Genomic DNA, 12,983 nt, shown 5'->3' on the forward strand with positions numbered 1-12,983 from the left:
GTTGTTACATCAAATCATAGGCGTCGACGTCAACGCTCACGCTCACGCCGCGCACAGAGCCCACCTCTTTGAGGCAGGCGTCGATATCATCAGAGACATGGTACCCCACGGGCGACTTCACAAGCAGATGGAAGCGGTAACGGTCCTTGGCTCTCTCGATTACACACGAAGCCGGGCCCAGCACCTGCGGCACCGCGCTGCCCGCCCGCAAAAAGTCGGGCGCGGCGGCATGCCAGCGGCGCTTAAGAAGCTTTGCAATGCGCCCGATGTAGCCCTGCGCGTCGTCTCGGTTCGCCGACCACACCAAGATGTTGACCAAGCGAACAAACGGCGGGTACAGCGCGTCGCGGCGCTGGTCCAGGTCGTAGTCGGTAAAGATCGAACGGTCGTGCTCAGCGACGGCGCGAATTACCGGGTCATCGGGCAGGTAGGTCTGGATGATCACCTCGCCGGGACGATCGCCGCGACCGGCACGGCCCGCAACCTGCTCCAGCAAATCGTAGGCGCGCTCCCCTGCGCGGAAGTCCGGCAGCTTGAGGGCGAAGTCGGCATTGACCACGCCCACGAGCGTGACCTCGGGAAAGTCGAGGCCCTTGGCGATCATCTGAGTGCCCAGCAGCACCGCGCAATCGGCGGCATCGAACTGTTCGAGCAGCTTTTTGTGTGCGTCCTTTCCGCGCGTGGAATCGGCATCCATGCGAATAATGGCGACGTCCTCGGGCAACATCTGGTGCAGTGCGTCCTCGATCTGCTGCGTGCCCAGGCCCATTTTTGCCAGGTAGCGACTGCCACATTTGGGACAGCGACTCGTGGGGGCCGGATAGGGCTGCACGCGCCAAGAAGAACCGCATGTATGACACTGCAGCGTGTGCGTGCGCTCGTGATACGTAAGCGCGGTGGAGCAGTGGTTGCAGGTGGGCACGCAGCCGCACTCGCGGCACATCAGGAACGGCGCAAAGCCACGGCGGTTATGCAGAAGCACGGCCTTCTCGCGGCGCTCGACCACACGCTCCAGACCTTCCATCAAGGGTTTTGAGAACATAGAGCGGCTGCCGTGCGAGAACTCGCGGCGCAGGTCGGCAATGCGGACTGTCGGCAGCACGGCGTGTCCCGGGCGCTCGGGCATCTCGACGCGCGTCCAGGTGGCACCGTTATACGTGCCACGGCGGCAGCGGTCGAGGGCCTCGGCCGAGGGCGTGGCGGAGCCCAACACGAGCGGGCAGCGGTAGCGCCGCGCCATCTCGGCCGCCACTTCACGCGCATGGTAGCGCGGGCTGGAACCCTGCTTGTAACTGGTCTCGTGCTCCTCGTCGATGATGATGAGGCCCAAGTCGCTGAGCGGGCAAAAGAGCGCCGAGCGGGCGCCGACAACCACGCGGGCCGCACCGCTGGCGACCATATCCCACTGGTCCAGACGCTCGCCGGCCGAAAGGCGCGAATGGAACACGGCAACCGTCTCGCCAAAGCGCGAGCGAAAGCGGCCGACGGTCTGGGCCGTCAGCGAGATCTCGGGAACGAGCACGCAGGCCGAACGGCCGGCCGCCAGCACGCGCTCAATCGCCGAGAGGTAGACCTCGGTTTTGCCGGAGCCAGTGACGCCGTCGACCAGCACCACGTCGCCATGAGCGTCCAGACGGGCGCGCTCAATCTGCGCGAGCGCCTGCTGCTGGCCGTTCGTGAGCGCGACTGGTGCCTTGCCGCTTGCCGAGGATAGCGTGGTCTGCTCGCTGCAGCCACGCCAGGCGCGACGCTCCTCCACCACCACGACGCCGCGCTTTTCGAGCGCCTTGATGGTAGCCGACATGCTGTTATAGAGCAGGTTGAGATCGCGCGTCGTGACCGGGCCGCATTGGAGCGCCTCGATGAGCTGACGCTGGCGAACAGCGGTCTTGGGCGGCGTGTAGTCGAAACCCTCGGGCGTGAGCATGACCCAGCGATTTTGGATAGGCTTGACGGCGGGGCGCTCAACCGTCCACACGCCGTCATCGCCCTTGACCACGCGCGGACTTCCACCCGGGGGCAAGAACAAACGCAGGCACTCGGAAAGCGTCGCGACATACTCGCGGCTCATCCAGCGTGCGATACGGGCAGCCTCGACAGTAAAGAGCGGTTTGCTGAGGATAGCCTCGATGGGCTTGATGCGTGCGGGGTCGAGGGCGATGTTGCCTTGTAGGTCGCCCAGCTCAGGCGCAATGTCGACAATATAGCCCGCGGCCGCACGGTTACCAAAGTGGACCAGGACCGTGGATCCGATCTGCGCCTCGTTGGCAAAGGACCGGGGAATGCCATAAGCAAACGGCTCAGACAGCGCACGCGTCGGGATGTCGAGGACCACGCTCGCATAGGCGGTGACGGGCTCGGGTGCAGGCTTAGGCTGAGCCGAGGCAGCGGCAGGCACAGACTTCACCGGAGCCTCCTCCGGTTGCGGCGAACCAAACAGCGACAGTTGTTCGACCATGGCCCCTGTACCTCCCATCCCATACGTCTACAGAAACAAGAGCCCCGCTCTGAGTGAACGGGGCTCGGATACATACGTTTGCGCAGCGATTACAGCGCCATTGTGCGGGCGCGATCGATGCGCGCCAGGCAGTCGTCGCGACCGACGAGCGCCATGGTCTCACCCAGCGGAGGGCTCACCATGTTGCCGCATACGGCGACGCGCACAGCTTGGAACACCACGCGCTTCTTAAGGTCCATCTGCTCGGGCAGCGGCTCAAGCGCAGCGTCGATGTTCGCGGCCGTCCACTCGGTAACACCCTCGAGCGCGGCCTTGGCGGCGTCCAGAATGGCGCCCATGCCTTCCTTGGCCAGGCCCTTGTTAACGGACTTCTCGTCATACTCGAGCGTCTCGGCCGTAGCGAAGATGGGAGCGGCGACGGTCACGGCGTCGGCCGGCATCTTGGTGCGCGGCTTGACGATAGCGGCAAGCGCGTCGATCCAGTCCTCGCCGTACTCGACATTACCCTCGATGAGACCCGCCTCGTGCAGCTCGGGGACCATGATCTCATCGGCAAACTGGGCGTCGGACATACCGTTGATGTACTCAGCGTTAACCCAATCGAGCTTTTTGGGATCGAAGGTCGCAGGGTTCTTGGAGATGCGGTCGAGCGAGAACTTGCTGGCCAGAACATCGCGCGGGATGATCGTGGTCTCGCCGTCGAGCGACCAGCCGAGCAGCGCCAAGTAGTTGACGAAGGCGTCGGACAGGTAGCCGGCGTCGCGGTACTCCTCCACGGAGGTGGCGCCGTGGCGCTTGGAGAGCTTTTTGCCGTCGGCGCCCAGGATCATGGAGATGTGGGCGAACGTGGGCACGGGAGCGCCGAGGGCCTCGTACACCATGACCTGACGCGGGGTGTTGGACAGATGGTCGTCGCCACGGATGACATGGGTGATCTTCATCATGGCGTCGTCGACGACTGTCGCGAAGTTGTACGTGGGCGTGCCATCGGAGCGGAAGATGACAAAGTCGTCGAGCTCCTTGGCGTCGAAGGTCACCTCGCCGTGAACGGCGTCGTGGATGACGACATCGCCGCGGTCCTCGGGCACCTTGATGCGCAGGACGTAGGACTCGCCGGCCTCGATGCGGCGGCGGGCCTCCTCGGGATCAAGATCGCGGCAACGGCGCTGATAACCCTGGAAGGGGTCCTTGCGCTCCTGCGCGGCCTTGCGGTCGGCGTCGAGCTGCTCCTTGGTGCAGAAGCAGGGATAGGCCTTGCCCTCGTCCCAAAGCTTCTGGGCGGCCTGCTTGTACAGGTCCAAGCGCTCAGTCTGGGCGTAGGGGCCAAAATCGCCGCCCACCTCGGGACCCTCGTCCCAGTCCAGGCCCAGCCAACGCATGGCGCGCAGGATGATCTGCGTGTTCTCGTCGGTGGAGCGGGTGGGGTCGGTGTCGTCGATGCGCAGGATGAACGTGCCGCCGTTAGCACGGGCGAAAGCCCAGTTATAGATAGCGGTGCGGGCGCCGCCGATGTGCAGCTTGCCCGTCGGTGAGGGTGCAAAGCGGACGCGAACGTCTGATGCCATGGAAATCTCCTCGATTGCAGGATGGATGTCTAACCGCACCAGTATAAAGCATCAAAGCAACCTCCGCACAAAGGGCACCGACCTACTCATTGGGGACAGACTTAAATGACCAGTCTTTGGGCAACCTGTCGGCACTTAGGTAAGGCTGGTCATTTAAGTCTGTCCCCAATGAGTAGGTGCGGAAAGGGTGTGAATGTTTGATTTACGCGCTATGATGTGCCCTTGCATAGAGAGCCCGGCGGAATGGTAACGGTCGCCGGGACACGTTTTTGAAAGGACAATCATGTCAGAAGAACTTCGTTCCATCCCGCCCCAACACGGGTCCTTTGTTTTTACGTCGGAGTCGGTGACCGAAGGTCATCCCGATAAGATCGCTGACCAGATCAGCGACGCCGTCCTCGACGCAATCCTCGCCAAAGAAATAGAGCTCCAGGAGCAGGGTTACATCGCCCCCAACGGCGTGCCTGCCAACGTGGAGAACGTCCGCTGCGCCTGCGAGACCCTCGTGACCACCGGCACCGTCATCGTCGCCGGCGAGATTCGCACCCAGGCCTACGTCGACGTACAGGAAATCGCCCGCGGTGTTATCCGCCGCATTGGCTACAACCGTGCCAAGTTCGGTTTTGACTGCGACACCTGCGGCGTTATGAGCCTCATCCACGAACAGTCACCCGATATCGCCCAGGGCGTTGACGAGTCCTTCGGGACCCAGACCGGCGCTACCACCGACCCGATCGACCTGATCGGTGCCGGCGACCAGGGCATGATGTTCGGTTATGCCTCCAACGAGACCAAGACCCTCATGCCCATGCCACACTACCTGGCAAGCCGCCTAGCCGAGCGCCTGGCCGCCGTGCGTCACGACGGTACCCTCGCCTATCTGCGTCCCGACGGCAAGACCCAGGTCACCGTGCGCTACGAAGACGGCAAGCCCGTCGAGGTCACGACCATCGTCATCTCCACGCAGCACGCCGCCGAGATCGAGGACATGGGCAAGATCAAGGCCGACCTCATCGAGCACGTCATCACCCCGGTCATGGCCGCCGAGAACATGCCGTGGGACAACGCGGACATCTACGTGAACCCCACCGGTCGCTTTGTCGTGGGCGGCCCCATGGGCGACACGGGCCTCACCGGCCGCAAGATCATCGTCGACACCTACGGCGGCTACGGCCGTCACGGCGGAGGTGCCTTTAGCGGAAAGGACTGCACCAAGGTTGACCGCTCCGCCGCATACGCCGCGCGCTGGGTCGCCAAGAACGTGGTCGCCGCCGGCCTGGCCGACCGTTGCGAGGTCGAGCTTGCCTATGCCATTGGCGTTTCCAAGCCCCTTTCAATCATGGTCGACACCTTCGGTACCGCTAAGGTCGCCGAGGACAAGATCGTTGAGGCCGTAGAGAAGACCTTCGACCTGCGCCCGGGCGCAATCATCCGCGACCTGGACCTGCGCCGCCCCATCTACGAAAAGACGGCAGCCTACGGTCACTTCGGCCGCGAAGACGCCGACTTCACCTGGGAGAAGACCGACCGAGTCGAAGAACTCAAAGCAGCCTGCGGCCTGTAAGCTAACGGCAAAAGCTACAGCCAAGAAACAACGCACCAAAAGAAGTACCGGCTCCAACCGGTACTTCTTTTTTATTTAAAGATGGTGAAGATGAGCCGACCTGGGACATGGAATAGGTCATAGGCCGATATATTTCGCAGCAGAGCGACTCCAACCATGTATCCTAAGTTCCGAGGGCTTTAGTATTTGGTCGATCGCGAGTTCCGCACGAGCCGGAGGCCACTTAATGTGGCCTCCGTGCGAGCAGGACTGTCCGAGCAGGCGACCAAATACTAAAGCCCTCGGAACGGCGGGACAGAGTATGCCCCGCCCCTCGGGACGATGGGATAGAACAGGAGCGCATATGGCAGGCAAGCCACAAACACTAGCTACGACCTCGGCATTCGAGATCTTGGGCCCCGTCATGGTCGGCCCCAGCTCATCGCACACCGCCGGCGCCCTGCGCTGCGCACAAGTTGCCGCCAGCCTGCTGGAAGGCCGCATCACCAAAGTCACCTTTGGCCTGTGGAACTCCTTCGCCCACACCTACCGCGGCCACGGCACCGACCGCGCTCTCGTCGCGGGCATTCTGGGCCTCGACACCGATGACGAGAACATCAAGCAGGCCTTCGACCTCGCACGCGAGCAGGGCCTCGAATATCACTTTGACATCAAGGGCGACGACGCCTCCATCCACCCCAACACCGTCGACATCGAAATGGTCGACGACACGGGCGCCACGGCACAGGTCCGCGGCGAGAGCCTGGGCGGCGGCAAGATGCGCATCAGCCGCATTAACGGCGTCGGCGTCGACATCTCAGGCATGTATTCCACGCTCTTCGTGGCGCACAAGGACGTCCCCGGCGTGCTCGCCGCGCTCACCAACCTGCTCGCCTACGCCCACGTAAACATCGCCTTCTGCCGCACCTACCGCACCGAAGTGGGCGGCCAGGCCTACTCCGTCTTTGAGACCGACGGCGCGCCCGACGACACCGTCGTCCCCATGCTGCGCAAGCTCGACAATGTCGATTACGCGACCTTTATCGAGCTCCCCGGTTCTGCCTCGTCGCTCTCTCCCGGCGTCTCGGCCAAGGAAATCTTCGACGACGGCGAGCAGCTGCTCGATGCGTGCGAGGAAATGGGGCTCAGCATCGGCGCCGTCATGGCCGTTCGTGAGGCGCGTCTGACCGGCGAGGCCCACGCCGTCGCCGCCATGCGCCGCGTACTCGACGTCATGCGCGAAGAGACCACAGCCCCCATTTCCAATCCACAGCGCTCGCTCGGCGGCCTCATCGGCGGCGAGGCAAAGCTTGTCGATGCCACCAGCCGAAACGATCTGAGCATAAGCCTGATGGGCGCCGTCCAGACCGACGCCGTGGCCCGCGCGATGGCCGTGCTCGAACGCTCCGCCACCATGGGCGTGATCGTCGCCGCCCCCACGGCAGGCTCCGCGGGTGTTGTGCCCGGCTGCGTGCTGGCACTCGCCGATCGCCTGCAGCTCGACGACGAGCAGGTCATGGATGCCCTCTACTGCGCCGCCGCAATCGGCCTCAACCTCACCACAAGCGCCTGCGTTGCCGGCGCCGAGGGCGGCTGTCAGGCCGAGGTCGGAAGCGCCGCCGCCATGGCAGCCGCCGCGCTGGTGCAGATGCTCGGCGGCACGCCCGAGCAGGCGCTCGATGCCAGCTCCATCGCACTGAGTAACCTGCTGGGCCTCGTTTGTGACCCCGTAGGCGGCCTCGTGGAGGTGCCCTGCCAAAACCGCAACGCCATCGGCGTGGCAGCGGCCTTTAGCTCGGCACAACTCGCCCTCGCCGGCATTAAGAGTCTGGTGCCGTTTGACCAAATGGCACACGTCATGCTCTCGGTGGGCCACGCGTTGCCGGCCACGCTGCGCGAGACGGCAAAGGGCGGCATCGCGCAGGCTCCGGCCGCACTTTCGGCCTGTGCAAAATGCGGTGTGTGCGGATAACGGCAAAGAATGACTCAAAGGTGGGACAAATGTCCCACCTCTTTTGAATGCCACCGTTTCCGTACCACAAACAGTAGGGCAATCGCTATAATGCAAGCCCAGTAAAAACACGATGAACCGCAAGGCGAAAATCGAAGGATATGCATACGATGTCGCAAAACGATCGAACTCAACTGATTCCCGATCCGCAGCAGCCGAGCAGGCACACCGGCGGCGTTCAGTCGCCGCGTCCTATCGCGCCGAGCCACGGTCAGCAGCGTGGTGCGGCAAACGCTTCCCAACGCCCGAACCAACAGCGACAGCAGCGTCAACAACGTCAGCAGCACCAGGCAAACGGTAATGCGCCCAAGCACCCCCCCACGCACGCTCGAGGCGATCGCGGCCCCGCGCGCAAGTCCGCCGGCAACAATAAGTCGGGCAAAAAGACGACGCTCTTTGTCGTCCTGGGTCTAATCGTCATTGTCTATATCGTAGGCGTCGTAGCATTTTCGCAGGTAGCCTACCCCAACACCACCATCGCCGGCGTCGACGTCTCGTTCTCCAACGCTTCGTCTGCCGCCACCAAGGTCAATTCGGCATGGAAGCACTATAAGCTCGCCGTGACAGGCGATGACTTTAGCTGGACCTATCAGCCCGAGTCCGATGAACCCATCGTCGATGGCGAAGCTGCCGCAAAAGAGATCATCAACCACAACGAAGCCTTTATTTGGCCGGTCCGCCTTGTGGAATCCTTAAGCGGCAAGACCAAAACAACCGCTACCTCCAACGAAGTCGATCTTGATCAAGACGTCGACCTGTCCATGCTCTCCGATACCTTTGACCAAAAGAAGTTTGAGAAGGATCTGGGCGCCGCCATCGACGAGTTTAACGAGGGGCGTTCGGGCACGTTCGAGGCTAATAGCTCCTATGACGAGCAGGCCGGCAAGTTTACCGTCGAGAAGCCGCGCTCCAACGAAAAACTCAACCGCGAGCATGTCATTAAGTATGTCGAGCTCGAGCTTGCCTCGCTGGCCGAGACCGTAGATCTTTCCAAGCTCGGCAACGATGCCTATGAGCCGCTCAATGGAACGCTGACCGATGATCAGATTCAGGCCGCATGCGATGCCGCCAACAACTTCCTGGGCGTCAACGTGACCCTTAAGCTCAACGGCGAGGATGCCGGCAAGGTTGATGGCGGCTCCGTATTGCAGTGGATCAGCTTTGCCGATCCGGCCAACCCCACGCTCGATACGTCGCAGATCAGCAGCTGGGCAGCCGAGCTCGCTAACGGCTTTAATACCGTGGGCTCCACTCGCTGGTGGACGCGCGCCGATGGCAAGCAGTGCGCCGTCGAAGGCGGTGACTTTGGTTGGTCCATCGACAGCAGCTCGCTCGCCAAGCAGGTCGAGGACGCCATTAACAACAAGCAGACCGGCGAAATCGAGATCAAGTACTCCCAGAAGGCCGACACCTTTACCGCAAAGGGAGAGCCCGACTGGAAGGCGTATATCGACGTCGACCTATCCGAGCAGCACGCGCGCTACTATGACGAGAACGGTAATATCGTTTGGGAGGCCAACTTTATTTCCGGCAAACCGGGCGAAGACGCCACCCCCGAGGGCGTGTGGCAGATCAACAGCAACGACGGCGGCAGCACCCTGATCGGAGCCAAGGACCCCGAGACCGGTAAGCCCAAATACGAGAGCCCGGTGAGCTACTGGATGCCGTTCGAGGGCAATATGATCGGCTTCCACGACGCCACCTGGCAAAACGACAAGAGCTTCGATAATGCCGAGTCGTACAAGTGGTGCGGCAGCCACGGTTGCATCAACCTGCGCCTGGCCGACGCCAAGGCACTTCACGACTGCATCAAAGTCGGCCTATGCGTGGTTGTCCACTCGTAGTGCAACGCGCGCATTCCTACAACGTGGAACCGCTGCGACCAATCTAACAGTTCCGAAAGAAACCGTTCTATGCGCCCGCCCCAACCGGTGGGCGCTTATAATTATCGAGATTCTTTCTATAAAGGAGACGCTATGCCGAATGTCCCCACGATCGCCCCGGGCCCAGATGATACCGAGCGCACGCCCGAAGGTGCCACCGAAACGATTCCTCTGATTACAAACGTACATGCCGACAAGCAGAGCGGACGCGCGAACGATACGGCCGAGATTTCCGATGAAGAGGCCTACGCCAAGCTCAAGGCAAAACGCGCCGAACGTCGACGCAAAAAGCTGATTCGACGCGGTATTGCCGCCGGCGTCGTGGGTGCCATCGCGCTCATTGCCATTGTCGCAACCCTGGTTATCAATGCGCAGCCACAAGGCGCTAGCGGGCCTGTGACCGACATGGTGACCGAGGGCACGTTTAGCTCAACGGTCGAGGCGAAAGGCCAGCTCAAACCCATTTCGTCCTCAGTGGTCTCCCCTTCTGTCGACGGCACGGTCGATTCGATCAACGTGCAGGCAGGCCAATCCGTCAACGAGGGCGACGTGCTTATGACCATTAAAAACGACGAGCTCGATCGCAACGTTGCCGAGGCGCAGCGTGCAGTTGCAGCCGCTCAGGAAGACCTCGCCAACGCGCAGAAAGCCGCAACCGCCGCGCAGGCCACCCCGACGACGGACGCCGATGGAGCTTCCGCAGCGGCTGGCGTCTCCGCCGCATCGGCGGACACGAACGCCGTATCGGCCGCGCAGCGCAGCCTCGCATCGGCCCAGGCAAACCTCGATCAGGCGAACGCCAAGGCCGCCAGTCGCACGGTCACGGCCCCGAGCTCGGGTAGCATCGTGGAGCTCAACGCCAAGGTGGGCGCCACGGTAACAGGCGGCATGATCATGGGCGAAAGCGATACGAGCGGCGGCAAGCAGTGCATGCAGATCGCCGACCTATCTAAGATGAAGGTGACCGTGCAGGTGGGCGAAAAGGACATCGCCAAGATCGCCGTTGGACAGAGCGCCAACGTCACGTATCCCGCGTTTCCCGATATCGTGAGCCAGGGCACCGTCACGGCTATCGCGTCGGTGGCAAACTCCGATGCCGCCAACGGCGGCGGCAGCGTAACCTTTAACGTCGACATCCTCATCGAGGCGCCCGACGCGCGCCTGAAGCCGGGCATGACGGCCGAGGTATCGGTGGTGACCGAGCAGCTCGACGACGTGGTGATGGTGCCGACGATGGCGCTCATGACCGAAGACGGCGAACACTATTACGTCAACGTGGCAACCGATGACGAGGGCAAGCAAACCCATCGCGTGAAGGTGGCCGTCGTGACGCAAAACGACAACGAAGCCGTAGTCGGCAAGACACAGGTCAAGCGCGACGACCAGGGCAACGAGATCAACCCCAACGTGCCGGTTACCAAGCTGCGCGATGGCGATACGCTCGTCATGGACACCGGAGCGGACGCAACGGCTGACGGCGGCTACAGCGCGGATTCGGGCAGTATGTCTGCCGATGAGGACATGTAATGCGTCCCGTTATCGACATCCGCAACGTGCACCGCATCTTTGTGAGCGAGGCAGGTTGCGCCCACATCCTGCACAACGTGAGCCTGGCGGTAAATCCCGGTGAGTTCGTGGCCATTACCGGCCCCTCGGGCTCGGGCAAGTCGACGCTCATGAACATCCTCGGCTGCTTGGATAAGCCGACGGCGGGCGACTACTACCTGCAAGGGCTCAACGTGGCCGAGCTCGATGATGACGAGCTGACCGAAGTCCGCGCCCTGAGCATTGGCTTTGTCTTTCAGAGCTTCAACCTGCTGCCGCGCCTGTCGGTTATCGAAAACGTCATGCTGCCGCTGGCCTACACCAATGTGCCCCGTAGCCAGCGCGAAATGCGCGCCGTGCACGCGCTGCAGGCCGTCACGCTACCGGTCGACCACTGGGACCACCGCATATCCGAGCTCTCGGGCGGCCAGATGCAGCGCGTCGCAATCGCGCGCGCCCTCGTCAATGACCCGCCCATCATTCTGGCCGACGAGCCGACGGGAAACCTGGACTCCGCTACCGGAGCGCTTGTGATGGAGACCTTCCATAAGCTCCAGAAGCGCGGCAAGACCATCGTGCTTATCACACACGACCCCGGCATCGCCGCCGAGGCCGACCGTGCCGTGACCATCCGCGACGGTCGCATTCACGACGGCGCGTATATTCCACATGCACCGCGGACCCTGCGCAGCGCCGTAGATAGCCTGCCCATGATTTCCGCCTCCGCCAACCCGCCGAAAGGAGAGATGGCATGAGCGCCCGCGATCTCATCCAGGAAGCACTTCACTCGCTCGAAGCCAACAAGGGGCGCAGCCTGCTCACCATCTTGGGCATTGTCATCGGCATCGCCTCGGTTATCGCCATGACTTCGCTCATCGGCGGCATCCAAAACAGCTTGGTCAACAGCCTGGGCCTCAATGCGGCACGCATGGTGCAAATCTATTCGTCGCAAGAACTCACCGAGTCGGACATCGAGAAGCTTCAAAAACTGGTGCCGCAGATAGAGCAGATCGGCATTGTCGACAGCGCGTATACCGAGTACAAGACCGGCGATAAAAGCTATACCGTCATGGCACAAGGTGTCGATAGCGACATGCTCGACGCCGTGGGGGCCAGCAAGCTCGTTGCGGGGCGCACCTATTCCCAGGCCGAGTCCCAATCAGGCTCGCGCGTGGCGCTCATCAGCCGCAACGGCGCCGATCAGCTTTACGGCAACGAACAGGATGCGCTGGGGAAAACCATCAAGGTTTCCAACGGCGAGGTGCAGATTGTAGGCGTGATTGATGGCGGCAGCGACTCCATGGGCTCGCTCACGCTGTATATGCCACGCGAAACCATCTCCGGGCTGTTTAGCGACGAGAATCCTTCATTCCCCAGCGTGACGGCACTTGCCGCCGAGGGCACGGACATGGATGAGCTTTGTAAGACCATCGAGTCCAAGGTGCGCGCGATGAAGGACATCGAGGAGGAGGATGAGTACGACAGTGTATCGGCGACATCCATGAAAAGCGCCATCGATGCACTCAACTCCTTTATGGGCGCATTCTCGCTCATCATGGGCGCTGTCGCCAGCATCTCGCTGCTTGTCGGCGGTATCGGCATTATGAATATGATGCTCACCAACGTGACTGAGCGCATCCGCGAGATCGGTATTCGCCGTGCTCTGGGCGCCAGTCGTCGCGATATCACCGCGCAGTTTTTGGCCGAGTCTTCGGCGCTGTGCGTCACCGGCGGACTGTTGGGTGTCCTGATAGGCTATCTGCTAGCCTGGGGCCTCGCGATGTTTGCCTCCGGATCCGGGATTCTTGGCGAGCTCGGAGCCAGCGGGCAAATCACACCGAGCTTTTCAATCGCCACGGTGCTGCTGGCCTTCGCCGTCTCCGTCGGCATCGGTGTAATCTTTGGCTTCTACCCCGCTCGCCGCGCAGCAAAGCTCGACCCGGTGGAGTGCCTACGCTACCAGTAAGCCACCACCAAC

Annotated in this window: 8 protein-coding genes; 6 read left to right on the top strand and 2 right to left on the bottom strand. The window is 62.2% G+C overall.

The window, feature by feature from the left end:
• Nucleotides 1–4: 4 nt before the first annotated feature.
• A complete protein-coding gene (gene priA, locus DXC52_RS04465) occupies nucleotides 5–2,458 on the bottom strand; it encodes a primosomal protein N' (RefSeq protein ID WP_233504818.1) in 2,454 nt (817 codons plus the stop codon).
• Nucleotides 2,459–2,547: 89 nt separating this feature from the next.
• Nucleotides 2,548–4,023: a glutamate--tRNA ligase gene (gene gltX / locus DXC52_RS04470; protein ID WP_117746308.1), complete on the bottom strand. Its 1,476-nt coding sequence runs from the start codon at nucleotides 4,021–4,023 to the stop codon at nucleotides 2,548–2,550.
• A gap of 283 nt (nucleotides 4,024–4,306) precedes the next feature.
• On the opposite strand from gltX, the gene metK reads away from it, so the two are divergent.
• From metK to DXC52_RS04500, 6 genes are all read left to right on the top strand, one after another.
• The gene (metK, locus tag DXC52_RS04475; RefSeq protein WP_117746309.1) at nucleotides 4,307–5,587 is read left to right on the top strand and encodes a methionine adenosyltransferase; all 1,281 of its coding nucleotides are present in this window, start codon (nucleotides 4,307–4,309) and stop codon (nucleotides 5,585–5,587) included.
• A gap of 343 nt (nucleotides 5,588–5,930) precedes the next feature.
• On the top strand, nucleotides 5,931–7,538 hold the full coding sequence (gene sdaAA / locus DXC52_RS04480; RefSeq protein ID WP_117746310.1) for an L-serine ammonia-lyase, iron-sulfur-dependent, subunit alpha: 1,608 nt from the start codon (nucleotides 5,931–5,933) through the stop codon (nucleotides 7,536–7,538).
• Between the two features lie 149 nt (nucleotides 7,539–7,687).
• The gene (locus DXC52_RS04485; RefSeq protein ID WP_158554588.1) at nucleotides 7,688–9,421 is read left to right on the top strand and encodes a L,D-transpeptidase; all 1,734 of its coding nucleotides are present in this window, start codon (nucleotides 7,688–7,690) and stop codon (nucleotides 9,419–9,421) included.
• A gap of 132 nt (nucleotides 9,422–9,553) precedes the next feature.
• A complete protein-coding gene (locus tag DXC52_RS04490) occupies nucleotides 9,554–10,987 on the top strand; it encodes an efflux RND transporter periplasmic adaptor subunit (protein WP_158554589.1) in 1,434 nt (477 codons plus the stop codon).
• Nucleotides 10,987–11,760, top strand: coding sequence for an ABC transporter ATP-binding protein (locus tag DXC52_RS04495; RefSeq protein WP_117746313.1), 774 nt, complete (start codon nucleotides 10,987–10,989; stop codon nucleotides 11,758–11,760). Before DXC52_RS04490 ends, DXC52_RS04495 begins: the two co-directional genes overlap by 1 nt.
• On the top strand, nucleotides 11,757–12,971 hold the full coding sequence (locus DXC52_RS04500) for an ABC transporter permease (RefSeq protein ID WP_117746314.1): 1,215 nt from the start codon (nucleotides 11,757–11,759) through the stop codon (nucleotides 12,969–12,971). The genes DXC52_RS04495 and DXC52_RS04500 overlap by 4 nt, the downstream gene beginning before the upstream one ends.
• Nucleotides 12,972–12,983: the final 12 nt, after the last annotated feature.

The organism is Collinsella sp. TF05-9AC (genome assembly GCF_003438495.1).
In the GTDB taxonomy this organism is placed as follows: Bacteria; Actinomycetota; Coriobacteriia; order Coriobacteriales; family Coriobacteriaceae; genus Collinsella.

What these genes read in the sequence shown, in the direction of transcription:
- priA (WP_233504818.1), bottom strand. Translation starts at nt 2,458, where the DNA reads ATGGTCGAACAACTGTCGCTGTTTGGTTCGCCGCAACCGGAGGAGGCT.
- gltX (WP_117746308.1), bottom strand. Translation starts at nt 4,023, where the DNA reads ATGGCATCAGACGTTCGCGTCCGCTTTGCACCCTCACCGACGGGCAAG.
- metK (WP_117746309.1), top strand. Translation starts at nt 4,307, where the DNA reads ATGTCAGAAGAACTTCGTTCCATCCCGCCCCAACACGGGTCCTTTGTT.
- sdaAA (WP_117746310.1), top strand. Translation starts at nt 5,931, where the DNA reads ATGGCAGGCAAGCCACAAACACTAGCTACGACCTCGGCATTCGAGATC.
- DXC52_RS04485 (WP_158554588.1), top strand. Translation starts at nt 7,688, where the DNA reads ATGTCGCAAAACGATCGAACTCAACTGATTCCCGATCCGCAGCAGCCG.
- DXC52_RS04490 (WP_158554589.1), top strand. Translation starts at nt 9,554, where the DNA reads ATGCCGAATGTCCCCACGATCGCCCCGGGCCCAGATGATACCGAGCGC.
- DXC52_RS04495 (WP_117746313.1), top strand. Translation starts at nt 10,987, where the DNA reads ATGCGTCCCGTTATCGACATCCGCAACGTGCACCGCATCTTTGTGAGC.
- DXC52_RS04500 (WP_117746314.1), top strand. Translation starts at nt 11,757, where the DNA reads ATGAGCGCCCGCGATCTCATCCAGGAAGCACTTCACTCGCTCGAAGCC.